This window comes from Micromonospora sp. WMMD987 (assembly GCF_029581435.1).
Lineage (GTDB): Bacteria > Actinomycetota > Actinomycetes > Mycobacteriales > Micromonosporaceae > Micromonospora > Micromonospora rifamycinica.
Genome location: NZ_CP120861.1, coordinates 6,320,456 through 6,342,658, shown reverse-complemented (window position 1 = coordinate 6,342,658; position 22,203 = coordinate 6,320,456). Strand labels below are relative to the sequence as shown.

Below are 22,203 nucleotides of genomic sequence, written 5' to 3'. Positions count from 1 at the left end.
GTGGCGGGCACCCCGGCGGGCCGCCGGGGCATCGATGGACAGGACCCTCGGCGACCGGTTCGACACGCCGCGTCGAGCGTTGCCGTCCGGTGTCGTCACGGGACCGGTCGCCGGCTGTGGTTGCGGTATCGTGACCGGCGGTCTCCGCCCCCAGGCCGCCAACCGGGGCCGGCGGGACCGCCGCCGGACCGGCCTGTCGCCGGGCGTCGGCGGCAGAGGGAAGGACACCTCCGTGCCCAGGACCAGCCTGACCCGGCCCCGCGCGCATCGGCCGTTGACCGTACTGCTCGCCGCGCTGGCGCTACTGCTCGGTGTCGGCGCGGTGCCCGCCTCGGCGGAGCCCGGCGAGGGCGGCACCAAGCAGCTCAAGGACGCGCTGACGGCGGCGGCGAAGGGGCACATCGAGGCCAAGGCCAAGCTGGACAGCTCCAAGCGGCGGCAGACCGAGCTGGCCGCCCAGCTCAAGGTGTTGGAGGGTCGGCTGGGTGAGCTGACCACCCAGGTGGGTGAGGTGGCCGCGCAGTCGTACCGGGTGGGTCGGCTGACGCCGACGTCGATGCTGCTCAACACGGCCAGCCCGGAGGCGTTCCTCAAGCGGGCGGCCGACCTCGACATGATGGCCCAGCGGGACGGCAAGCAGCTCCGCGCGCTGGCCGAGGCTCGGCACAACGCCGCCCAGGCCACCCTCGACATCAACGCCGAGGTCCGGGAGCAGCAGAAGCAGCTCGCCACGCTGGCCAAGAAGAAGCGGGACGCGGAGCGCGCCCTGGCCACGGTCAGCTCGGGCAGCAGCGCCGGCTTCAGCGGCGGGTCGAGTTCGGCGAAGCCGGCCCCGCGCAACTCCGACGGGTCCTGGCCGGGCGAGTCGTGCTCGGTGAACGACCCGACCACCTCCGGCTGCATCACCCCGCGCACCCTGCACGCCATGCAGCAGGCCAAGGCGGCCGGCTACAAGCGGTACGTGTCCTGCTACCGCAGCGGCGGGGGCGGCGAGCACCCCAAGGGCCGGGCCTGCGACTTCTCCGCCGCCACCAGCGGCTTCAAGGACGAGACGGCCACCGGCGGGGACAAGGCGTACGGCGACAGCCTGGCCAACTACTTCCGGAACAACGCCAACCGGCTCGGTGTGCTCTACGTGATCTGGTACCGGCAGATCTGGATGCCGAACACCGGTTGGCGGGCGTACAGCGGGTCGGGCAGCCCGGCCGCCGACCACACAAACCATGTTCACCTTTCGATGTACTGACGGTTCGTCCCAGGAACGGGACGTAGCATCGCGACGGTGAGCAGCTCATCGTCCGACGTCGTGACCGTACCGGCAGCCTCCGCGCCGGTCCCCTCCCGCGCCCTGCCCAACGGGCTCGCCGCGTTCCTGGTCTTCTTCTCCAGCGGTGCGGTGCTGGTGCTGGAGACGGTTTCGCTGCGCCTGGTCGGCCCGTACGTCGGGGTGACGCTCCAGGTGACCAGCTCGGTGATCGGCATCGCGCTGGCCGCCATCGCGTACGGGGCCTGGTCGGGCGGCTGGCTGGCCGACCGGCGGGATCCGCGGGGCCTGCTCGCCCCGGCGCTGATCCTGGCCGGCATCGCCGCCGCGGTCACCCTGCCGGTGGTCCGGTACGCCGGTGAGCTGCTGCGCGGCGGCGCTGTCAGCGGCATTCTGCTGCTCACCGCGCTGGCGGTGTTCGTGCCGGCGGCGTTGCTGTCGGCGGTCACCCCGCTGGTGGTGAAGCTGCAACTGGCCGACCTGCGGCGGACCGGCCAGGTGGTCGGGCGGCTGTCCGGCATCGGCACCCTCGGCGGCATCACCGCCACCCTGGCCACCGGGTTCGTGCTGGTGGCGGCGCTGCCCAGCACGGTCATCCTGATCGGGTTGGCGGCGGCGCTCGGCGTGGTCGGGTTGGCGCTCGGGGTCTACCTGCGCCGGCAGGAGGCCGCCGGGTTGCCCGGTCCGGCGCGGCTGAAGGCGACCCTGGCGGTGCTCGGGCTGGTCGCGGCGGGGCTGAGCGCGGTCGCGCCGAACCCGTGCGACGTGGAGACCGCCTACCACTGCGCCCGGGTGGAGCGTGATCCGGACCGGGCCGGCGGCCGCACGCTCTACCTCAACTCGGCCCAGCACTCGTACGTCGACCTGGACGACCCGACGCACCTGGAGTACGAGTACACCCAGTGGATCGGCGCGGTCGCCGACGTGGCCGCCCCGAAGGGGCGGCGACTGGACGCGCTGCACCTGGGCGGGGGCGGGTTCACCATGCCCCGCTACCTGAGCGCCACCCGGCCGGGCACCGACAACGTGGTCTTCGAGATCGACGGTGAGCTGGTCGAGCTGGACCGGCGGGAGCTGGGCGTCCGGACCGGGCCGGGGTTGCGGGCGACGGTGGGGGACGCCCGGATGCTGGTCGGCGGGGAGCCGGCGGACAGCCGGGACCTGGTCGTCGGGGACGCCTTCGGGCACCTGGTGGTGCCCTGGCACCTGGCCACCCGGGAGATGGCGGCGGAGGTCGACCGGGTGCTCCGCCCCGGCGGGATCTACGTGCAGAACGTCATCGACTACCCGCCGGACCGGTTCATCCGCTCGGAGCTGGCCACGGTGGCCGCCGAGTTCGACCACGTGGCGCTGGTCGCGCCGCCGGAGGCGATCGCCGGTCGGCAGGGCAGCAACTTCCTCATCGTCGCCTCGGACGCCCCGCTGCCGCTGGACGCGCTGCGGACCCGGCTGGGCACGCTGGCGAAGATCCCGGATCTGCTCGCCGGCAGCGAGGTCACCCGGTTCGTCGACGACGCCCTGGTGTTGACCGACGACTACGCTCCGGTGGACCAACTGCTCGCGACCGCCTGAACGGGTGACTTTCCTGACCGATTACGCCCAGCGAGGTGTAGCGGGGGCCTACCCGGGCAACTCGGTCGACCATGGGTGCAGGAGTGCGCAACGCCGCCCAGCTCCTCGGTGAGCGGTACCGGCTGATCGAGCAGCTCGGCGCGGGCGGCATGTCCGTGGTGTGGCGCGGCTACGACCAGGTGCTCGGCCGTCAGGTCGCGGTGAAGGTGCTCGCCTCCCGGCTGGCCACCGACCGGGCCTTCCGACACCGGATCCGGATCGAGGCGCAGGCCGCCGCCCGGCTCTGCCACCCCAACATCACCAACGTGTACGACTACGGCGAGTCCGAGCAGGTCGGGCTGACCGTGCCGTACGTGGTGATGGAGCTGGTGGACGGCGGCCCGCTCACCGCGCGGCTCGGCCGCGACGGGCAGCTGCCCTGGCGGGAGGCGGTGACCATCGGGGCCGAGGTGACCTCGGCGCTGGCCACCGCGCACGCCCGCGGGGTGGTGCACCGGGACGTCACCCCGGGCAACGTCATGCTGACCGCCACCGGGGTGAAGGTGGTCGACTTCGGCATCTCCGCGCTGGTCGGCGAGAGCGAGAAGGGACCGGACGGTGCCCTGCTCGGCACTCCCGCCTACCTCGCCCCGGAACGCCTCGACAACGGCCAGGTCTCCCCGGCCACCGACGTGTACGCCGTCGGGCTGCTGCTCTACCGGATGCTCACCGGGCGGCTGCCCTGGCAGGCCAGCACCACCACCCAGATGCTGCGGGCGCACATGTACCACGACCCGGAGCCGATGCCGCCGGTGCGCGGGCTGCCCGACGAGGTGGTCGAGCTGGTCGGCCGCTGCCTGGCCAAGCGTCCCGAGGACCGGCCGGCGACGACCGAGGTGGCGCGTACCCTCGCCGGCGCGGCCGGGATGGTCGCGGCCGTGCCGGTGTCCCCGGCCCCCGGGCGGGGAGATCCGGCCCTGCTCGCCAACGCGGGCACCACGATCCTGCCCTGGTCGGCCGACACCGACGCGCTGCCCTTCTCGGGCCGGACCCGCAACCGCCGGGTCGCCGCCCGCCGCCGCCGGATCGAGGCCGGGGTGGTCGCGGTGGGTCTCGTCGCGGTGACCGCGGCGATCTGGGGGGTGACCTCACGCAGCCCGGCCAGCGGCGGGGTCGACCGGCCCACCGAGGCCCGGATGGGGTTGGCCGAACCCACCCCGTGCGAGGTCGAGTACGCGCTGCGCAGCGACTCCGGCAGGGACTTCGCCGCCCAGCTCACGCTGACCAACACCGGCCCCCGGGAGCTGCGGGACTGGACGATGAGCTTCGCCTTCCCCGGCCAGCAGACCGTCACCACGACCACCCCCGGGGTACGCCAGGAGGGGCGCACGGTCCGGGTCACCCCGGCGGCCGGACGCGCCGCGCTGGCCCCGGGAGCGTCGGAGAAGGTCGCGCTGACCGGCCGGTACACCGGGGGCAACCCGCTGCCGCTGGAGTTCACCGTCGGCGGGTCGAGCTGCGGGGTACGGGTCTCCGGGGTGGCCGGCAGCGCCCCGGTGGTGAAGCCGCCGACGGTGAAGAAGCCGGCGGCGAAGAAGTCGACGAAGGCGTCCGGCAAGACATCGGGCAAGGGCGGTTCCGGTGGGGCCGCCCCGGCGAAGCCCAAGCCGAAGGCCGAGAAGCCCGGCAAGGGGCCCGGCCCGGCGGCGGGCAAGGGGGCGGGTGCGGCCAAGGGAAAAGCGGGAAGGTGACGGGGAAGGGAGGCAACGGCACCGGTGGCGGCGGCCCCGTCGGGGGTCCGGAAGGTGGCCCCGTCGGGGGTCCGGGTGGTGGTCCCGGCAGGGGGCAGCGGGGCTGAGGCCGCGACAGGTGCGGTCAGCGCAGGGCCGCGAACTGTTGCACCTGGGCGATCCCACCCTCGACGACCAGGATGCTGCCCGGCCCGAGCAGGGTGTCCGGCTCGGCGTACCGGAAGGGCTCCCCGGCCGGTTTCGCACCGACCACCATCACCCCGTACCGCTCCTGGAGGTCCAGCGCGTCGAGGCGGTGGCCGACCAGCGGCGGGGGGACCGGCACCTTGGCGATGGCGAAGTCGTCGCCGAACTCCATGAAGTCGAGCATCCGGCTGACGATCAGGTGGGCCACCCGCTCGCCGGTCTCCGCCTCGGGGAAGACCACGTGGTGCGCGCCGACCGAGGCCAGGATCTTGGCGTGTTTCCGGGAGGTCGCCCGCGCCCAGATCTGCGGTACGCCCACCTCGGTCAACGCCAGCACGGTGAGCACGCTGGCCTCCACCGAGGCGCCGATGGCGACCACCACCCGGCGGAAGTCGGCGATGCCGAGCTGCCGCAGCGCCTGTTCCTCGGTGGCATCGGCCTGCACCACCCGGTCCAGCGCGACCGACCAGCGTTGCACCCGCGCGGCGTCGTGGTCCACCGCGAGCACCTGGTGGCCGAGCCGGGCCAACGCCCCGGCCAGGTGACAGCCGAACCGGCCCAGCCCGATCACGGCGATGTCGCCGCTGTCCTCGTCCCTAGCCGACAACGGGTTGCTCCTTCGGGTAGCGGTACAGCCGACGTCGGGTGTTCAACGCGATCGCCGAGCCGAGGGTGAGCGGCCCGATCCGGCCGATGTACATCAGCACGGTCAGCACGAGCTGGCCCGACCAGGACAACCGTTCGGCGAGCCCGATGGTGAGCCCTGTGGTGCTGAACGCGGAGACCACCTCGAACACCGTGTCGTTGAACCGGACGCCGGTGGTCAGCACGGTCAGGGCGAGCGTGCCGACGGTCACCAGCGCCACGCTGAGCAGCGCCACGGTCAGGGCCTGGCGCTGGCTGGCCATGGCGATCCGGCGGCGGCCCACGGTGACGTCGGGTTCGCCGCGCAGTTCGGCCCAGATGACGAATCCGAGCAGGAAGAACGTGGAGACCTTGATGCCACCGGCGGTGCTGGCGCTGCCCCCGCCGATGAACATCAGGGCGATGAGCAGGGGATAACTCTCCTCGCTCAACGCCGCCACGTTGATCACGTCGAAGCCGCCGGTGCGACTGAGCGCGATCTGGGCGAACGTGGCGAGCACCTTGCCGGCGGTGTCGTAGGTGCCGATGGTGAACGGGTTGGCCCACTCGGCGGCGAGCAGGCCGACGAATCCGGTGGCCAGCAGCACCACGCTGCCCCAGATGGTCAGCTTGGTGGCCACCGTCCAGCGGGCCGGGCGACGTCGCTGCCGGAACGCCTCGAACAGGGCGGGGAAGCCCAGCCCGCCGACGATCGCGCCGAGGGCCAGTGGCAGCGTCACCCACGGGTCGCGGGCGAAGGCGACCAGGCCCTCGGAGTAGAGGCTGAAACCGCCGTTGTTGAACGCCTGGACGGAGTGGAACACCCCGGACCACAGCGCCCGGCCCGGGGGATAGTGGTAGGTCAGCCAGAGCCGTCCGGTGACCACGGTGGTCATCACCAGTTCGCAGCCGAAGACCGTGCCGGCGATGTGCATCAGCAGGCGACGGATGTCGCCGATGCCGTAGTCGGTGGACTCGGCCTGCACCAGCAGCCGGTTGCGCAGCCCGAGCTGGCGGGTGACGGCCAGGCTGACCAGGGCCGCGCCGGTGAGGATGCCGAGGCCGCCGGCCTGGGTGAGCACGGTGATCATCACCAGCCCGAACCCGTTCCAGTAGTTCGGGGTGTCGGTGACGTTCATACCGGTGACCGAGACCGCCGAGGTGGCGGTGAAGAGCGCGGTGAGCAGCGGGGTGTAGCGGTGTTCGCTGGTGGCCCAGGGCAGCATCAGCAGGCCGGTGCCGATCACGATCGCCACCAGGAAACCGAACGGCACCAGCCGGACGGGGTGACGAAGGAACCGGCGCACCAGACAATCCTGTCGATTCCAGCGCGCTCGGGTCGGTGAATCGCGTATCCCGGGTCGTCCTCCCGCCGGCTTTCCCGCCGGTCTGCCCGCAGGCTTTCCCCCTGGGTCTTCCCGCCGGTCTGCCCGCCGGCTTTCCCCCTGGGTCTTCCCGCCGGTCTGCCCGCCGGCTTTCCCCCTGGGTCTTCCCGCCGGTCTCCCCGCAGGGTTCACCTGGCGGCCAGTCGACGGGCAACTGGTGGTCAGCCGCGCCCGGTCTGCTGTGAGCGCCCTCGACACCCGCTGGGGCGTACCGGTGCTGGGCCGGAAGCCCATCGACCAAGGAGATCGCGTTGCGACGTACCCTTTCCGCCCTCGGTGTGGCCGGCGCGCTGCTCGCCGTGGCCGTCGCCGTTCCGGTGGCCGTGCCCGGCGCGGCCTCGGCCCGCGAGGACGACGCCGACCGCGCCGACCGGGCCACCCACCGGCCCGTGGTGATCGGCCACCGGGGGGCCAGCGGCTACCGCCCGGAGCACACCCTGGAGGCGTACCGGCTGGCGATCCGGATGGGGGCCGACTACATCGAGCCGGACCTGGTCTCCACCCGGGACCGGGTGCTGGTCGCCCGGCACGAGAACGAGATCTCCGGTACGACCGACGTGGCGACCCGCCCCGAGTTCGCCGGCCGCAAGGCCACCAGGACCATCGACGGGGTGCCGGTCACCGGCTGGTTCACCGAGGACTTCACCCTGGCCGAGCTGAAGACGCTGCGGGCCAAGGAGCGGCTGCCCCAGGTGCGGGTGGCGAACACCGCCTTCGACGGCCGGTTCGAGGTGCCCACCTTCCAGGAGGTGCTGGACCTGGCCCGCGCCGAGTCCAGGGCGCGGGGCCGCACCATCGGCGTCTACCCGGAGACCAAGCACCCCAGCTACTTCGCCTCGATCGGGCTGTCGCTGGAGGAGCCGCTGGTCGCGGTGCTGCGCCGCAACAGGCTGACCCACCGTGGCGACCCGGTCTTCATCCAGTCCTTCGAGACCGCCAACCTGCGCAAGCTCGACCGGATGACCGACGTGCCGCTGGTCCAGCTCCTCGACGCCACCGGCCAGCCGTACGACTTCACCGCCACCGGTGACCCGCGCACCTACCGGGACCTGGCGACCGCCGCCGGCCTGCGCGGGATCGCCCGGTACGCCGACGGGGTGGGCCTGAACAAGAACCTGATCGTCCCCCGGGACGCCACCGGCAAGCTGCTCGCCCCGACCACGGTGATCCGCGACGCGCACCGGCACAAGCTGGTGGTGCACGCCTGGACGTTCCGGGCCGAGAACCAGTTCCTCCCGGTCGACTTCCGGATCGGCGCCGACCCGAACGCCCGGGGCGACATCACCGCCGAGTACGAACTCTTCCTCGGCCTCGGCCTGGACGGCGTCTTCGCCGACCAGCCCGACACCGCCGTCGCCGCCCGCGCCGGCCTGGCCACCCGCTGACTCTTCCGCATCCCCGCGCGGGCTGCATTTTCCCGGGGCTTGTGCGGTGTCCGGTCGCCCCGGACACCGCACACCTCGGCTCAGGGCGCTGCGGTGCTGCGTCGCTGTCGCTGTGGCGGACGGCTGTTGTCGCTGCTGACGGGGGTCGGGTCCGGTCCGGGCGGGGTCGGCTCCGGTCCGGATCCGGGTTGGGGTCCGGTTGGGGCCGGGCCGGGCTGCGGGTCTGGGCCGGGGTCGGGCCGGGGTCCAGGGTGGGTCGGGGTGCGGGTCTGGGCCTAGGTCGGGCCGGGGTCTGGTCCGGGGCCGGGTCGGGGTCGGGCTGCGGGTCTGGTCCGGGGTCCAGGGTGGGTCGGGGTGCGGGTCCGGTCCGGGGTCCGGGTTGGGTCGGAGTACGGAGTGCCGCACGGTCATCGGATTGTGGAGAGTTGTTGTCGCCCGAGCGACAACAACTCTCCACAATCCACTAATAGTGCTTTGTTAGGTTGTTCCGGTGTGTCGCTTGTAGGGCTCTTTGGGTTGTGTTTGGCTGCCGGGCGTGGACGAGCGAGGACTCACACGGGTGCGGACGCGGTTGGAGGACTTCGCGGCCGGGCTGTTCGCGGGGTTGCCGCGGTCGGATCAGCGGGGGACCGGGTTGCGGTATCTGCGGGGGCTGATGCTGGACGGTCGGCGCAAATCGATGCAGCCGATGGCGCAGCGCCTCGGGGTGGATCACCAGCAGTTGCAGCAGTTCCTGACCTCGTCGACCTGGGATGTCAGTGATGTGCGGCGGCGGCTGGCGAGGACCGCTATTGACCTGGTGTGCCCGCAGGTGTGGGTGGTGGACGACACCGGTTTCCCCAAGGACGGCAAAGCGTCAGCGTGCGTGGCCCGGCAGTACTCCGGCACCCTCGGTAAGGTCGCGAACTGCCAGATCGCCGTGAGTGTCCACGCCGCGAGTGACACCGCGTCGGCGGTGCTCGACTGGCGGCTGTTCGTGCCTGAGTCCTGGGACGAGACCTGCGTTGCGGACACTGACGGGAAGGTGGCCAACCCGCACGCCCGCAGGCTGCGCCAGCAACCCGTGACCCGTGACCAGGCCGGAGCGAAGAAGCCACACGAGCGCCTACGGCCGCCACCCGCCGAGCAGATCGACCAGATCCTGCGGCGACGGTCAGCCTCAAAGCTGCCTGACGAGCAGCGGTATCGGCCAAAGTGGATGATGGCCCTGGAAATGCTCGACGAGCTGGCCGGGTGGGGCCTGCGTCCGCCGTTGCTGACCGCCGACGCCGGCTACGGGCAGGTCGCCGAGTTCCGCCAGGGCTTGACCGAACGCGGCATCGGCTACATCGTGGCGACCACCTCGTCGACCACCGCCCAGTCCGGCGACGCTCAACCCGTCGAGGTCCCCTACGCCGGGGTCGGTATGCACCCGAAACCGAGATACCCACAGCCCGCCCGCAGCCTCAAAGATCTCGCCCTCGCTCACGGCGCCCACCACGCCCGGCAGGTGCGCTGGCGCGACCGGATCGCCACCGCCGATCGTGCCCCCGGCCAGACCTCCCGCGACCTGGCCGGGCACTTCCTCGCCCTACGGGTCCGGCCGGCAGGCCGGGCCATCCAACGTGGACCCCACTGTGGTGACGACGGTGTTCTCCCCGAATGCTGGCTGCTCGTGCAATGGCCACCCGACCAGGACGAACCCACCGACTACTGGCTGTCCGACCTGCCCACCGACACCCTGCTGGCCGAACTGGTCCGCTTGGCCAAGAGCCGCTGGCGCATCGAGCACGACTACCGCGAACTCAAACCGCCCTCGGCCTCGACCACTTCGAAGGCCGATCCTGGATCGGCTGGCACCGCCACGTCACCCTCACCGCAGCCGCCCAACTGTTCCTCACCCAGTTACGACTCGCAGACCCAAAAGCAACAGGGCAGACCTGAGCCTCTACGCCGTCCTCCGCGAGCTGCAATACCACCTCGCGACCTGGCTCGGATTCTGCCCACTCTGCCACCAACTGGTACCAACCTAACAAAGCACTACTAAGAGACTGGGCGGGAACCGCTCGGCCGCGTGGTCCGTGGGGGTGCTGCCGGCGGGTCCGCGCTCTGCCGGGCCTCGGCGCGGGCGGCCCGGGGTGGTGCCTGCGCGAAGGTGCCGGCGGGCGGTCAGCGGGGACGGGGGAACGCGGCCGCCGGCTGCCCGAGGTCGTCGCATAGCGCCTGGAGCCGTTCCCGGCAGCGCAGGAGGAGACCGGCGATCTCGTCGAAGGTCGCCGCATCGACCCGGTTGCCGTCGAGCCACAACGTACGTATGGCCGTTCGGCTCTGCACGAGGTACGTCGCGGCTGCCTCGACCAGCCCGACGAACTCGGCACGGTGGGCCGGCTCGGCCTGCTGGGCGCGGCGGCGTGCCGCCGGCACCGGCCCGCCGGTAGCGGTGAAGATCGCAGCGAGGTCGTGACGGCCAGCGTGGCTGTCCCCGTCGGCCTGGTGGTTCCTGTCGGACTGGTGGCCCGGGCCGGTGTGGCTGTCCGGGCCGGTGTGGCCGGCGCCGATGTCGGCGAGCAGGTACTCCAGCTCGGTCGCGGCCAGCGTCAGCCTGCCGACGGCCATGACCGTCTCGTCGGTGAGTCGCCGCATCGGCCCACCGTAGCGGACCGGTCCCCACGCTGAGCCCTGCCAGGCGGGGCGGCCCGGGAACCCGCGACATCGTGGTCCGAGACTACGGCGGGGGCGAGCGCAGCCGGCACGGGACAACCCGCCGGTTCGTCGTCCGGCGGTGGACGGTAGGTGCGGCACCGGGCGGGGCGAGGCCCCCCGTGTGGCCGCGCCCCGCCCGGTGCCGGTACCTGTGGATCAGCCGTTCAGCAGCTCGTACGCCGAGGCCGGCGCCGTCTGCACCTGGTCACCGCTCGGTGCGGTGAGGCTCGGCGCCTTGCCGAAGTCGTAGTAGCGGGTGACCACGGTTCGGGCCTTCTCCTTGCCGGCCGCCGGGATCTTCAGGGTCAGCGAACCGAGGTTCCCGTCCGCTCCGACGACCGCGGTGAACGGCACCTGCCTGGCAGCCGGGCCGAGCGCGGCCACGTCGACGTCGTCCGCCGCCTGGGTCGCCTGGTCGCTCACGGTCAGATCGATGAAGCCGGTGTACGTGCCGGAGCCCTTGTCCCGCACCGTTGACGCGCTCCCGATGAGCACGCCGGTGTTGCCCGGGTCGGCGCCCTCGTACACCAGGTTGTCAGCCTCGCCCTTGATCTTGGACGGGTCCAGCTTCATCCAGCGCTTCGGCAACTTCATCGCCTCGTGCAGGCCGTCGATGCCGGTCAGCTTCACCCGCATCCAGACCCGGTCGCCGATCACCCGCATCGACATGGTCATCGTGAAGGCGGGATCGGTGCTCCGCTGCGAGAAGGTCAGCTCCGTCGCCCTGGCCGCCGGGTCGACCACCCCGGAGAACTTGTCGGCACCCCCAGAGTGGGTGAACCGGAAACGCGGGTCGTTGTCGTCCGGCACTGCGGCCAGCAGGGTGGTCTTGGGATCGGGCGAGGGGGACGTCGACGGAGCAGGCGGCGTCGACCCGGCGGAACTCCGGTCGGGTGCGGCGCAACCCGCGAGGAGAGCGGCGGCGGTCAGCAGGGCGCTCCCGGTAGCCGCGATCCGTCGGATGCTTCCGGTGGTGCCGGTTCGCTGCGTCATGTCGTTGACTCACCTTCACTGTGCTGGCCGATTGCCGGGGAGATCCTGCATGGACAGCACCGCCGTACCGCTGCCGTTATGCTGCCGTCCGGCTGCCGTGCACTGCCGTGCCGCACGGCCGGGGGCGTCAGGAGCGGAAACCGCGTGTCAGAGCCGTTGCGTTTCCAGGTGCTCGGGCCGCAGCTCGCCTGGTGCGGGGACCGGCTGGTCGATCTCGGTCCCGGAAAGCAGCGCGCGGTGTTGGCGGTCCTGCTCCTCTCCGCCGGTCGACCGGTGCCCACCTTCCAGATGATCGACGCGGTCTGGCCGGAGGACCCGCCCGCGAACGGACCCAACGTGGTGCAGAAGTACGTCGCGGGGTTACGCCGGGTGCTGGAGCCGGAACGGTCACCCCGGGCTCCCGGACAGGTGATCACCCGCACCGACGCCGGTTACCTGCTGCGGATAGATCCGGCAGCGGTGGACGCGGTCCGCTTCGAACGAGGCGTACGGCAGGCGGAGCAGCACCGGGCTGCGGGCCGTACCGATGAGGCGGCAGCCGAGCTGCGGGCGACGCTGGAACTGTGGCACGGCGAGCCGTTCGGCGGACTCACCGGGCCGGTGCTGGAGGCGGCCCGGCATCGCCTGGTGGAGATCCGGGCCAGCGCGCTGGAGTCATGGGCTGAACTCCGATTGGACCAGGGGCGGCATCGGGAGCTGATCGGTGAGCTGGTGGAACTGGTGGCCGAGTTCCCGGTGCGGGAGCGGCTGCGGCACCAGTTCATGCTGGCGCTGTACCGCAGCGGTCGGCAGGCCGAGGCGTTGGCGGCTTACCGCGAGATCGACGATCTGCTCCGGGAGGAACACGGCATCGCACCGGGGGAGGCGCTGCGCGAGCTGCACCGACGAATCCTCCGCGCCGACCCGACGCTTTCTCCCCCTGCCGCCCGCAGCGCCGAGCATCCCGGCACCGGTTCTCCCGGCACTGAGCCTGCCGGCACCGAGCCTGCCGGCACCGGTTCTCCCGGCGCTGAGCCTGCCGGCGCTGAGCCTGCCGGCACCGGTTCTCCCGGCACGGGGCCTGCCGGCACCGGTTCTCCCGGCACGGGGCCTGCCGGCACCGGTTCTCCCGGCACGGGGCCTGCCGGGACCGGAGGTGATGATGCGGGTGACGTCGGCGGCGGGCTGGCTGGCTGGCCGGCGACCCGGGCCGACGGGCCGTTGCCCCCTGCACCGGTGCACCCGGTGGACGGTCGGCCCACCGGCAGCGCGTCGACGTCGTGGGCCGCCGCCCCACCACTGCCTGGTCCGTCCCCGGTGCCGCCGCCGTTGGCGCTGCGGCCCCCGCCTCTCGACGCGCCGCACCGGCGGCCCGGGCCCCGCGACCCGGTGCCACGCTGGATAAGCAACACCGCCACGGTGGTCGGTACGGCGCTGGTGTTGCTCTCGTTCGGCTGCGTGACCTGGCTGGTGATCCTCGGGTACGCGATCTGGCGGCGCAGTTGGCGGCTGGCGGTGGCGGGCGTCGGATACCTCGCGGCGACCTCCTGGCTCGTGTACGATATCGCCCGGTTCGACCCCGCGGTGCAAGCGCCGGGGTGGCAGGCGTTCCTGGGCCTCGGCCTGGTGCTCCTCTGCTGGCCGGTGGGCGCCGGGCACGTGCTCCTGCTCAGTCGGCGGGTGTGGGGGGCGATCACCAGCCGGGCCGCCGGCCCGCAGCTCCGCGCCGAGGAACAGCGGGTACGCCGCGAGCAGGCCCGGTACCTGCTGCACCACCACCCGGCCAGCCGGTACCAGTTCGCCATCGGCCGTCCCGACCTGTTCCGCACCTTCGACGACGGTGGCCTGATCGATGTCAACGCAGTCGCCGACCAGGTGCTCCTCACCCTTGCCGAATTGACGGAACCGCAGGGCCGTCAGGTGGTCATGGACCGGTGGCTCCGTGGGCCGTACGGGTCGATGGAGGAGCTGGCCGGGCGCTGCGCGTTGCCACTCGCGACGACCGAAGCGCTCCGTGACGTCCTGGTCTTCCTTCCGCCGCCCGGTGTGTATGCGTCCGGTGTGCCTGCCTCCACCCCACCCGGCGGGCTGGTACCGCCGACGGATGGCTGACCGGTGGAAGGGTCGGTCGGGGCTGGTAGACATGTCGGGTGAGTGGGGACCGGATGGTGGGTGGGGACCGGGCGGCGGTGCGGGAGCGGGCCGAGGCGGTGCTGCGTCGGCTGGCCGGTGCGCACGCCCGGCTGCGTGAGGACCAGTGGCGGGCCATCGAGGCGCTGGTGGTGGACCGGCGGCGGGTGCTCTGCGTGCAGCGCACCGGGTGGGGCAAGTCGGCGGTCTACTTCGTGGCTACCGCCCTGCTGCGCGAGCGCGGCGAGCACGGGCCGACGGTCATCGTCTCGCCGCTGCTGGCGCTGATGCGTAACCAGGTGGAGGCGGCGGCCCGCGCCGGTATCCGGGCGCGCACCATCAACTCGGCCAACCTCGACGAGTGGGACGAGATCACCGCCGAGATCCACGCCGGGGCGGTGGACGTGCTGCTGATCAGCCCCGAGCGGCTCAACAACCCCGACTTCCGGGACACCGTGCTGCCGAGGCTGGCCGCCACCACCGGCCTGCTGGTGGTGGACGAGGCGCACTGCGTCTCCGACTGGGGGCACGACTTCCGGCCCGACTACCGCCGGCTGCGTACCTTCCTGGGCAACCTGCCGGAGCGGACCCCGGTGCTCGCCACCACCGCCACCGCCAACGAGCGGGTGACCCGGGACGTCGCCGAGCAACTCGGCACCGAACAGGATTCGGCGCCCGACCGGGCCGCGCGACGGGCCGACGTGCTGGTGTTGCGGGGCACCCTGGACCGGGAGTCGCTGCGGCTGGGCGTGCTCGACCTGCCCAGCCCGGCGCACCGCCTGGCCTGGCTCGCCGACCACCTGGACGCGTTGCCCGGCTCCGGGATCATCTACACGCTCACCGTCGCGGCGGCCGGCGAGACTGCCGAGTTCCTCCGGGCGCGTGGCTGGTCGGTGGCCTCCTACACCGGCCAGGCCGAGGACGCCGACCGTCGCGCCGCCGAACAGGACCTGCTCGACAACAAGATCAAGGCGCTGGTGGCGACCAGCGCGCTCGGGATGGGGTTCGACAAGCCCGACCTCGGTTTCGTGGTGCACCTCGGTGCGCCGCCCTCGCCGATCGCCTACTACCAGCAGGTCGGCCGCGCCGGTCGGGCCGTCGAACACGCCGAGGTGCTGTTGCTGCCGGGGGTCGAGGACGCCGCCATCTGGCGCTACTTCGCCTCGCTGGCGTTCCCGCCCGAGGAGCAGGTGCGTACCGTGTTGGCCGCCCTGCACACCGACCGGCCGCTCTCCACCCAGGCCCTGGAACCCATCGTCGACCTGCGCCGTACCCGCCTGGAGTTGATGCTCAAGGTGCTCGACGTCGACGGCGCGGTCCGCCGGGTCCGGGGCGGCTGGCTCGCCACGGGCGAGCCGTGGACCTACGACGAGGCCCGGCTGCGTCGGGTCGCCCAGGCCCGCACCGCCGAGCAACAGGCCATGCGCGAGTACGCCGGCACGCCCGGCTGCCGGATGCGGTACCTGCGGGAATGCCTGGACGACAGCGGGGCGGACGACTGCGGACGGTGTGACCGCTGTGCCACGCCGCTGTTCACTGCCGAGGTCTCCGGCCCCGCGCTGACCGCCGCGCAGAGCTTCCTCGGCCGTCCCGGGGTGCAGATCGCCCCCAAGAAGCTCTGGCCGACCGGGCTCGACGCGGTCGGCGTACCGCTGAAGGGGCGGATCCCCCCGACGGAGCAGGCGCTGCCCGGTCGGGCCGTGGGGCGGCTGTCCGACCTGGGCTGGGGTGGCCGGCTGCGCGGCCTGGTCGGCCCGGACACGGCCGACGGTCCGGTCCCCGACGACGTGACGGCGGCCGTGGTGGAGGTGCTGAAGGCGTGGGCGCACGGTGACGACCCGTGGCCGCGCCGCCCGGCCGGTGTGGTCGCGGTCGGCTCCCGCAGCCACCCGACCCTGGTCGCCTCGCTCGCCGAGCGGATCGCCACGGTCGGTCGGCTGCCGCTGCTCGGTGCGGTCACCCCGGTCGGCCCGGCCGGGGCCGGCGGGCCGCGCGGCAACAGCGCCCAGCGGGTACGCGCCCTGCACGACGCCTTCACCGTCCCCGACGCGCTGGCCGGAGCGCTGGCCGGGCTGGACGGCCCGGTGCTGCTCGTCGACGACCTGGTCGACTCCGGGTGGACGATGACGATGGCGGCCCGCCTGCTGCGCCGGGCCGGTGCCCCCGACGTCCTCCCGCTCGCCCTCGCCGTCGCCGGCTGATCCCGTTCGCTCCCGCCGCTGCCGGCGGCCCGTTCGCTCCCGCCGTCGCCGGAGTCCCACTCGCCGTCGCCGGCTGACCCGCGCGCCGGGCGGCGGCCCGTTCCGCACCGGGTCGGGGCCGACCGGCGGGAAGTTCCCCGGCCGGCGGTAATGCGACCGGCGCCACGGTGACCGGCCGCTGCCCGGTCACCGACCGGGACGGCGGTACGGTGGTCGGATGGCCGACCAGCGATCCGTCACCCGGCCGGTCGACCCCGCGGAGCATGGCGTGTCGGCCGGCGACGGGGAGGCACCGGAGCCCGCCGGGTGGGCGCTGTCCGGAGGGTCGCCCCCGGCCGGGGCGCGATCGGTGGAGCCGGCGGTCGGACCGGACCGGGCCACGCTGCGGTTGGCGCTGGTGGTCGGTGGACTGGCGCTGGCCGTCCTGCTCGGCTTCGGTCTCGGCCGGGTCGACGGGCGGCCGACCGACCGTGCGGCGGCGACCGTCGGGACCACCGCCGGGGACCACAGCCACGCTCCGGGCACCGGCGCACACCAGCACGACGCCACCGCCGGCCAGCCGGCCGGCGACGGGGCCACCGGCCTGTCGGTCACCTCCGACGGCTACACGCTCACCCCGTCGGGCGGGGGGTTCGCCGCCGGGCGGGCGGGTGAACTGCGGTTCCAGATCCGGGACGCCCAGCGGCGGCCGGTCACCCGGTTCGCGGTCGTGCACGACAAGCCGATGCACCTGATCGTGGTACGCCGTGACCTCACCGGATTCCAGCACCTGCACCCGACGATGGCCGCCGACGGCACCTGGTCGATCCCGCTGACCCTGCCGCAGCCGGGCGTCTGGCGGGCGTACACGGATTTCACCGTGGTCGCCGACGACGGCCGGCAGACCCCGGCGACGCTGGGCGTGGACCTGGTCGCACCGGGGGACTACACGCCCCGCCCGCTGCCCGCCCCGGCCACCCGGGCGACCGTGGCCGGGTTCACCGTCGACTACGCGGGCACCCCGCAGGTGGGTACCGCCGTACCGCTGCGGTTCCAGGTCCGCGACGGGGCCGGCCGGCCCGCCGCCCTGGAGCGCTACCTCGGCGCGTACGGGCATCTGGTCGCCCTCCGCGAAGGCGACCTGGGCTACCTGCACGTGCACCCCGAGCCCGGGCCGTCCGGGGACACGGTGACGTTCTGGCTGACCGCGCCCGGTCCCGGCAGCTACCGGATGTACCTGGACTTCCAGGTGGCGGGCGTGGTGCGGACCGCCGAGTTCACCCTGAGCGTCGGCTGAGCCCGGCTCAGTTCACCCTGGGCTTCGGGTGAGCCCGGCTCAGCCGGCCCGGCGGACCGGCCGGCGGGCCAGGTAGCGCAGCAGGTCGCGGATGTGGTGCTTCTCCTCGGCGGGCACCGACGGGTCGGCCAGCCGGTCGAGGATCACCCGGACGTCCGCCTCCACCGGGCCGTCGTCGGCGCGGCGGCGGGGCACCGGCCCCGAGTCGGGCAGGCCGAGCGCCCGGAAGGCCGCCGCCACCGGCAGGTCGAGGGCGGCGCAGAAGCCGCGCACCTTGGCCAGCTCGGGGTAGTCCTGCCAGTCACCGGCGAGCCACCGGAAGACGGTGGACCGGCCGACACCGGTGTGGGCCGCGAGGTCGCTCACCGTCCAACCCCGCTCGTCACGGGCGTCGTCGATGGCCCGCCGCACGAAACGGGCGAACGCCATCTGTGGTGAGACCTCGGTCGAAGCCATGCCGGTGAGATCGTCCCCTCTCCGGGGAAGTCGGGTGTCCGCTGCGCCCTTCGAGGGTAGTACGACGGCCGGTCGGGGTGATTCCCCGACCGGCCGTCCGGGTCGGAGGCAGCTCCATCGTGGGGCCGCGAGCCGGATCGTGGTCGTCGTCGGGGCGGCGGTGGTCGTCCGTCAGTGGACGGTGCGGGGCCACCCACCCGTCCCGACAGCACCGAGGAGGAGCAGTATGGCCGAGCCCGATCGCCCGGTGCCGCACCGCCCGGGTGCGGTCAGCCTCTTCTTCGTCGCCAAGGCGGGCGTGTTCGCGGTGGGCTTCTGGAGCTGGCTGGTGGTGCTGGTGGTGACCGGTGACACGGTGACCGGGGCGCACGTCCTGGCCGCCACCGGAGCCGTCACCACCTCCCTGGTGGGGGTGGTGCTCGGCGTCCGGTTGGCCCTGCAACGCAGCGCCGCCGCCCGGCACGCCGAGGTCAGACGGCTCCTGGTCGACATCTCCTGGAACGCCTTCACCGCGGCCGGCAATGCCGGGACGTCCGGCACGGTGGTGCCGTTCCCCACCCTGTCCGGCGACGACGAGCGGGGGGTACGCGAACGGGTCTCCTCGGTCTTCGACCGGTCCACCGGCGACCGGCCCGGCGGCCGGAGCGGCGACCGGCGTCGCTGAGCCCGGCCCGCGTGCCCACCGGCGTCACTTGAGCCCGGCCCGCGTGCTCAGCCGTCGGCATCACTTGAGCCCGGCCTGCGTGCTCAGCCGTCGGCGTGGCGAGCGTTGTTCGCTGAGTCCGGGGTCAGTGGCTGTCGGTCGGGGCGGGGTGGTCGGCCAGCAGGGTCGACAGGCGTGGGGTGACCTGCCACTGGTCCACCAGTTGCCGGTACTCGTCCGGCAGCCCGTCGTCGGCCGGTCCGCCGGGTGCCCGCTCCGCGCGGGTGGCACCGCCGCCGGTGCCCGGGTCGCCGCCGGTACGGCGGGCGCGGATCAGCAGGTTGCGGGGGGTGTGCCGGGAGTCGACGAACTCGACCACCTCGGCCCGGTACCCGTGCGCCCGCAGCAACCCGGCCCGCAGCGCGTCGGTGAGCACGTCGGCGAAGCGTTCCCGCAGGATGCCCTGCCGGGTCAGCAGCGCGTACGGAGCCGGGGCCGGTCGGGCACGCAACTGCGCCGCGAGGTCGTGGTGGCAGCACGGGGCGGCGAGGATCCAGCGGGCCTGCCAGCGCACCGCCCGGGCCAGCGCCTCGTCGGTGGCGGTGTCGCAGGCGTGCAGCGCGAGGACCAGATCGGGGGCGGGCTCCACCACCGCGTCGGCGATGGTACCGGCGACGAAGGACACCCGGTCGCCCCAACCGAGGCGTTCGGCCAGTTCGCTGTTGCGCCGCCGCTGGTCCTCCCGGACGTCCACCCCGACGAGCTCCACGTCCAGCCCACGGCCGGTCAGGTACCGGTACGCGGCGAAGGTCAGGTAGGCGTTGCCACAGCCCAGGTCGACCACGCGCAGCCGGCCGGTGAGGTCGTCGGGGAGGGTGGCGGCCAACGCGCGCAGGAAGGCGTCCACCTGTCGCCGTTTGGCCGCGCTGCCACCGATCTCGGCGAAGATCGGATCCCCCGGGTCGAGCAGGTACTCCTTGGCCCGGTCGTGACCGTCCGGCCCGGCTGCCGGACGGCTGGCCGCCGCCCGGTGCACCTGGGCCTCGCCGGATTTGGTCACCCGGAGCTGGAGGGTCACCCCGGCGGTCTCCACGTGCCAGTTGCCGAACGGCTCGGCGAGCAGCGCGTCGACCGCCGCGTCGGCGTCCGCGCCCGGCACCACGTTCCGGGTGTACGGCCGTACCCCGTCGGAGGTGGAGATCTGCAACCTGGTGCCGGCCTTGAGGGCGACCGGGCGTAGCTCGGCGCGTACCACGGAGGGACGTTGCCCCCGGCGTCGGCCGGCGGCGACGGCGCGGGTCAGCGCGGGGTCGAGCAGCAGCGCCCGGACCTCGGTCAGGGCGGCGTCCAACGATTCCGGCATCCTGTCATCATCCTTCCCACCCGACCGGTGCCGCGGCCGGGCCGTCCCCGGGTGTCCCGCGCCGCACCGGTGCCCACCCGCGGCGACCGCTGCACCCCTGGCGACCGCTGCACCCGCTGCAACCCGCAACTCAGAGTGATCTCAAGATCAGATTGCAGTTCTGGAGACGACACGCCGAGGCGGGTGTACGACATCGCAATCTGATCATGGTGGCCCCCGCACCGACGAGCGTCGTCCGGTGCAGACGAGACATCCCCCGGACCGTCGGTGCGGGCCGGGGGATGTCGGTGGGGTCTGTCAGTCGGCGGTGGCCTCGGCCGGCGTGTCCGTGCCGGAACCGCCGCCACGCCGACGCCGACGGCGACGGGGCCGGGTCGACTCGCCCTCGGTGGCCGGCCCTGCGGCCGAGGCGGCGGTGCCGGTGGCCGTGCCGCTGGCGCCGGTGGTGGTGTCGGTGGACTCCCCGCCGGTCACCGCGGTCGCCTCGCCCGCGACCACCTCGCCGGCCCGGCGACGACGCCGGTGGCGCGGGGTGCGGGTGCCCTCCTCGGCCGGTTCCCCGGCTGCGGAGGGGGCGTCCGGCGCGTCGGTGCCGGGGCGACCCCGACGCCGCTCGCCACGACCGCCGCCGGTGCCCCGGCCGCCGCCCTCGCCGCGACCGCGTCCCTCGCCGCGCCGGGAGCCCCGGCCGCCGCCCTCGCCGCGGCCGGACCGGCCGCCCAGGTCCTCCTCGACCTCGGCGGAGAGCCCGGCACGGGTCCGCTCGGCGGTCGGCAGGGTGCCGGTCATCTCGGGCGAGATGTCCAGGTCGGTGTAGAGGTGCGGGGAGGTGTGGTACGTCTCCGGCGGCTCGGGCATGTCCAGGCCGAGCGTCTTGTCGATGATCCGCCACCGGGGCATGTCGTCCCAGTCGACGAAGGTGACCGCGACGCCGGTCGCCCCGGCCCGGCCGGTACGGCCGATCCGGTGGGTGTAGGTGTCCTGGTCTTCGGGGCAGTCGTAGTTGATGACGTGGGTGACGCCGCTGACGTCGATGCCCCGGGCGGCGACGTCGGTGGCGACCAGGGTGTCGATCTTGCCGGCCCGGAACGCGCGCAGTGCCCGCTCCCGTGCGCCCTGACCCAGGTCACCGTGCACGGCGGCCACCGCGAAGCCACGGAAGTCGAGGTCCTCGGCGACCCGGTCGGCGGCCCGCTTCGTGCGGGTGAAGATCATGGTGAGGCCGCGTCCCTCGGCCTGGAGGATCCGCGCCACGATCTCGATCTTGTTCATCGAGTGGGTGCGGTACGCCAGCTGCTGGGTCTGCGGCGACGGGCCGGTCTCGGCGGTGTGCCCGGCGTGGATCGTCACCGGCCGGCGCAGGAACCGCCGGGAGAGGGTGACGATCGGGTCCGGCATGGTGGCCGAGAAGAGCATGGTCTGCCGGTCCTCCGGCAGCATCGCCAGGATCTTCTCGACGTCGTCGAGGAAGCCCAGGTCGAGCATCCGGTCGGCCTCGTCGAGCACGAGTGCCCGGACCCGGTCCAACCGCAGGTGCTTCTGCTTCTGCAGGTCCATCAGCCGGCCGGGGGTGCCGACCAGGATCTCCACGCCCTTGCGCAGCGCGTCGATCTGCGGCTCGTACGCCACCCCGCCGTAGATCGGCAGCACCCGCACGCCCCGGGTACGCCCGGCGGCGGCGAGATCCTTGGCCACCTGGATGCCCAGCTCACGGGTGGGTACGACGACCAGCGCCTGCGGCACGCCGTCGCTGCCCTCGCCCGGTGCGAGCACCCGCTCCAGCAGCGGTACGCCGAAGCCGAGGGTCTTGCCGGTGCCGGTCGGCGCCTGACCGATCATGTCGGTGCCCCGCAGCGCGATCGGGATGGCGTACTCCTGGATCGCGAACGCGCGGGTGATCCCCGCCGCGGCCAGGGCATCGACGGTTTCGGGCCGCGCACCGAGCGCGGCGAAGGTGGGGGCCTCCGGACGGACCGGGGCGGTGGGGACCAGTTCCTGGCCCTCCAACTGATCGAGAATCTGTTCGCTCATCTGGATCTGGGGGTGCCCTCTCGTGGTGCGCCCCGTTTTGTCCTCAGGGCGCGTTCGGTATGGCGCGGGCCACGCGATCGGCGGCGGGAAATCGCCGCGCCGGACCGGGCCGCACGCGCGCCGCAGGCAGGACTTCGATCAGATCGGCGCCCACGGCAACTACCTCATCTTACCCGAGCAGGCCGGCACACGCGGCTGACCTGGAGGCCCGGCTTTCGCCGGGGGTGAAAAATGTGACCTGAGCCACTGCTGGCGACGCGGGTGGTGGCCGGTGCGCAGAGGGCGGCAGTCGCCCGGCCGCCG

Annotated in this window: 16 protein-coding genes; 9 read left to right on the top strand and 7 right to left on the bottom strand. The window is 73.3% G+C overall.

The annotated features are described in order from the left end of the window. Positions 1–232: 232 nt before the first annotated feature. From O7612_RS27000 to O7612_RS26990, 3 genes are all read left to right on the top strand, one after another. Positions 233–1,246: a hypothetical protein gene (locus O7612_RS27000; protein WP_282268491.1), complete on the top strand. Its 1,014-nt coding sequence runs from the start codon at positions 233–235 to the stop codon at positions 1,244–1,246. Positions 1,247–1,282: 36 nt separating this feature from the next. Then, a complete protein-coding gene (locus tag O7612_RS26995) occupies positions 1,283–2,836 on the top strand; it encodes a fused MFS/spermidine synthase (protein ID WP_282268489.1) in 1,554 nt (517 codons plus the stop codon). A gap of 71 nt (positions 2,837–2,907) precedes the next feature. Then, positions 2,908–4,566, top strand: a complete 1,659-nt coding sequence (locus O7612_RS26990) for a serine/threonine-protein kinase (protein ID WP_282268488.1) — start codon at positions 2,908–2,910, stop codon at positions 4,564–4,566. Between the two features lie 124 nt (positions 4,567–4,690). Here the strand turns inward: O7612_RS26990 and O7612_RS26985 are convergent, their stop codons facing one another. Further along, complete coding sequence (locus O7612_RS26985) at positions 4,691–5,359, bottom strand: TrkA family potassium uptake protein (protein ID WP_282268486.1); 669 nt, start codon at positions 5,357–5,359, stop codon at positions 4,691–4,693. Further along, positions 5,349–6,683, bottom strand: coding sequence for a potassium transporter TrkG (locus O7612_RS26980; protein WP_282268484.1), 1,335 nt, complete (start codon positions 6,681–6,683; stop codon positions 5,349–5,351). The genes O7612_RS26985 and O7612_RS26980 overlap by 11 nt, the downstream gene beginning before the upstream one ends. Before the next feature lie 329 nt (positions 6,684–7,012). On the opposite strand from O7612_RS26980, the gene O7612_RS26975 reads away from it, so the two are divergent. Together O7612_RS26975 and O7612_RS26970 are read left to right on the top strand one after the other, a co-directional pair. Next, positions 7,013–8,146 carry a glycerophosphodiester phosphodiesterase gene (locus tag O7612_RS26975; RefSeq protein ID WP_282268482.1) on the top strand — a complete coding sequence of 378 codons (1,134 nt, stop codon included), beginning with the start codon at positions 7,013–7,015 and terminating at the stop codon, positions 8,144–8,146. A gap of 535 nt (positions 8,147–8,681) precedes the next feature. Continuing rightward, a complete protein-coding gene (locus O7612_RS26970) occupies positions 8,682–10,172 on the top strand; it encodes a transposase (RefSeq protein ID WP_282268472.1) in 1,491 nt (496 codons plus the stop codon). A 122-nt stretch (positions 10,173–10,294) separates the two neighbouring features. Here O7612_RS26970 and O7612_RS26965 read toward each other — a convergent pair whose 3' ends face one another. Beyond that, positions 10,295–10,768: a hypothetical protein gene (locus O7612_RS26965; protein ID WP_282268470.1), complete on the bottom strand. Its 474-nt coding sequence runs from the start codon at positions 10,766–10,768 to the stop codon at positions 10,295–10,297. A gap of 216 nt (positions 10,769–10,984) precedes the next feature. Next, a complete protein-coding gene (locus O7612_RS26960) occupies positions 10,985–11,821 on the bottom strand; it encodes a hypothetical protein (protein WP_282268468.1) in 837 nt (278 codons plus the stop codon). Between the two features lie 144 nt (positions 11,822–11,965). On the opposite strand from O7612_RS26960, the gene O7612_RS26955 reads away from it, so the two are divergent. The 3 genes from O7612_RS26955 to O7612_RS26945 all read left to right on the top strand — a co-directional run bounded on the left by O7612_RS26955 (position 11,966) and on the right by O7612_RS26945 (position 17,407). Further along, entirely contained in the window at positions 11,966–13,912 is a 1,947-nt protein-coding gene (locus O7612_RS26955) for a BTAD domain-containing putative transcriptional regulator (RefSeq protein WP_282268465.1), read from the top strand. A 56-nt stretch (positions 13,913–13,968) separates the two neighbouring features. After that, complete coding sequence (locus O7612_RS26950; RefSeq protein ID WP_282274067.1) at positions 13,969–16,131, top strand: DEAD/DEAH box helicase; 2,163 nt, start codon at positions 13,969–13,971, stop codon at positions 16,129–16,131. Positions 16,132–16,348: 217 nt separating this feature from the next. After that, positions 16,349–17,407 (top strand): hypothetical protein, encoded by a 1,059-nt coding sequence (locus O7612_RS26945; protein WP_282268463.1) that lies wholly within the window; start codon positions 16,349–16,351, stop codon positions 17,405–17,407. 39 nt (positions 17,408–17,446) lie between these two features. Here O7612_RS26945 and O7612_RS26940 read toward each other — a convergent pair whose 3' ends face one another. Next, the gene (locus O7612_RS26940; RefSeq protein ID WP_282268461.1) at positions 17,447–17,863 is read right to left on the bottom strand and encodes a helix-turn-helix transcriptional regulator; all 417 of its coding nucleotides are present in this window, start codon (positions 17,861–17,863) and stop codon (positions 17,447–17,449) included. 226 nt (positions 17,864–18,089) lie between these two features. On the opposite strand from O7612_RS26940, the gene O7612_RS26935 reads away from it, so the two are divergent. Continuing rightward, positions 18,090–18,527: a hypothetical protein gene (locus O7612_RS26935; RefSeq protein WP_282268459.1), complete on the top strand. Its 438-nt coding sequence runs from the start codon at positions 18,090–18,092 to the stop codon at positions 18,525–18,527. Positions 18,528–18,651: 124 nt separating this feature from the next. Here the strand turns inward: O7612_RS26935 and O7612_RS26930 are convergent, their stop codons facing one another. Further along, on the bottom strand, positions 18,652–19,869 hold the full coding sequence (locus O7612_RS26930; protein ID WP_282268457.1) for an SAM-dependent methyltransferase: 1,218 nt from the start codon (positions 19,867–19,869) through the stop codon (positions 18,652–18,654). A 297-nt stretch (positions 19,870–20,166) separates the two neighbouring features. Continuing rightward, positions 20,167–21,900, bottom strand: coding sequence for a DEAD/DEAH box helicase (locus O7612_RS26925; RefSeq protein WP_282268455.1), 1,734 nt, complete (start codon positions 21,898–21,900; stop codon positions 20,167–20,169). Between the last annotated feature and the right edge of the window lie 303 nt (positions 21,901–22,203).

Bases quoted from the DNA above. Each gene is read 5' to 3' on its own strand.
- O7612_RS26930 (WP_282268457.1), bottom strand. From the start codon at position 19,869: ATGCCGGAATCGTTGGACGCCGCCCTGACCGAGGTCCGGGCGCTGCTG.
- O7612_RS26935 (WP_282268459.1), top strand. From the start codon at position 18,090: ATGGCCGAGCCCGATCGCCCGGTGCCGCACCGCCCGGGTGCGGTCAGC.
- O7612_RS26990 (WP_282268488.1), top strand. From the start codon at position 2,908: ATGGGTGCAGGAGTGCGCAACGCCGCCCAGCTCCTCGGTGAGCGGTAC.
- O7612_RS26960 (WP_282268468.1), bottom strand. From the start codon at position 11,821: ATGACGCAGCGAACCGGCACCACCGGAAGCATCCGACGGATCGCGGCT.
- O7612_RS26925 (WP_282268455.1), bottom strand. From the start codon at position 21,900: ATGAGCGAACAGATTCTCGATCAGTTGGAGGGCCAGGAACTGGTCCCC.
- O7612_RS26945 (WP_282268463.1), top strand. From the start codon at position 16,349: ATGGCCGACCAGCGATCCGTCACCCGGCCGGTCGACCCCGCGGAGCAT.
- O7612_RS26940 (WP_282268461.1), bottom strand. From the start codon at position 17,863: ATGGCTTCGACCGAGGTCTCACCACAGATGGCGTTCGCCCGTTTCGTG.
- O7612_RS26965 (WP_282268470.1), bottom strand. From the start codon at position 10,768: ATGCGGCGACTCACCGACGAGACGGTCATGGCCGTCGGCAGGCTGACG.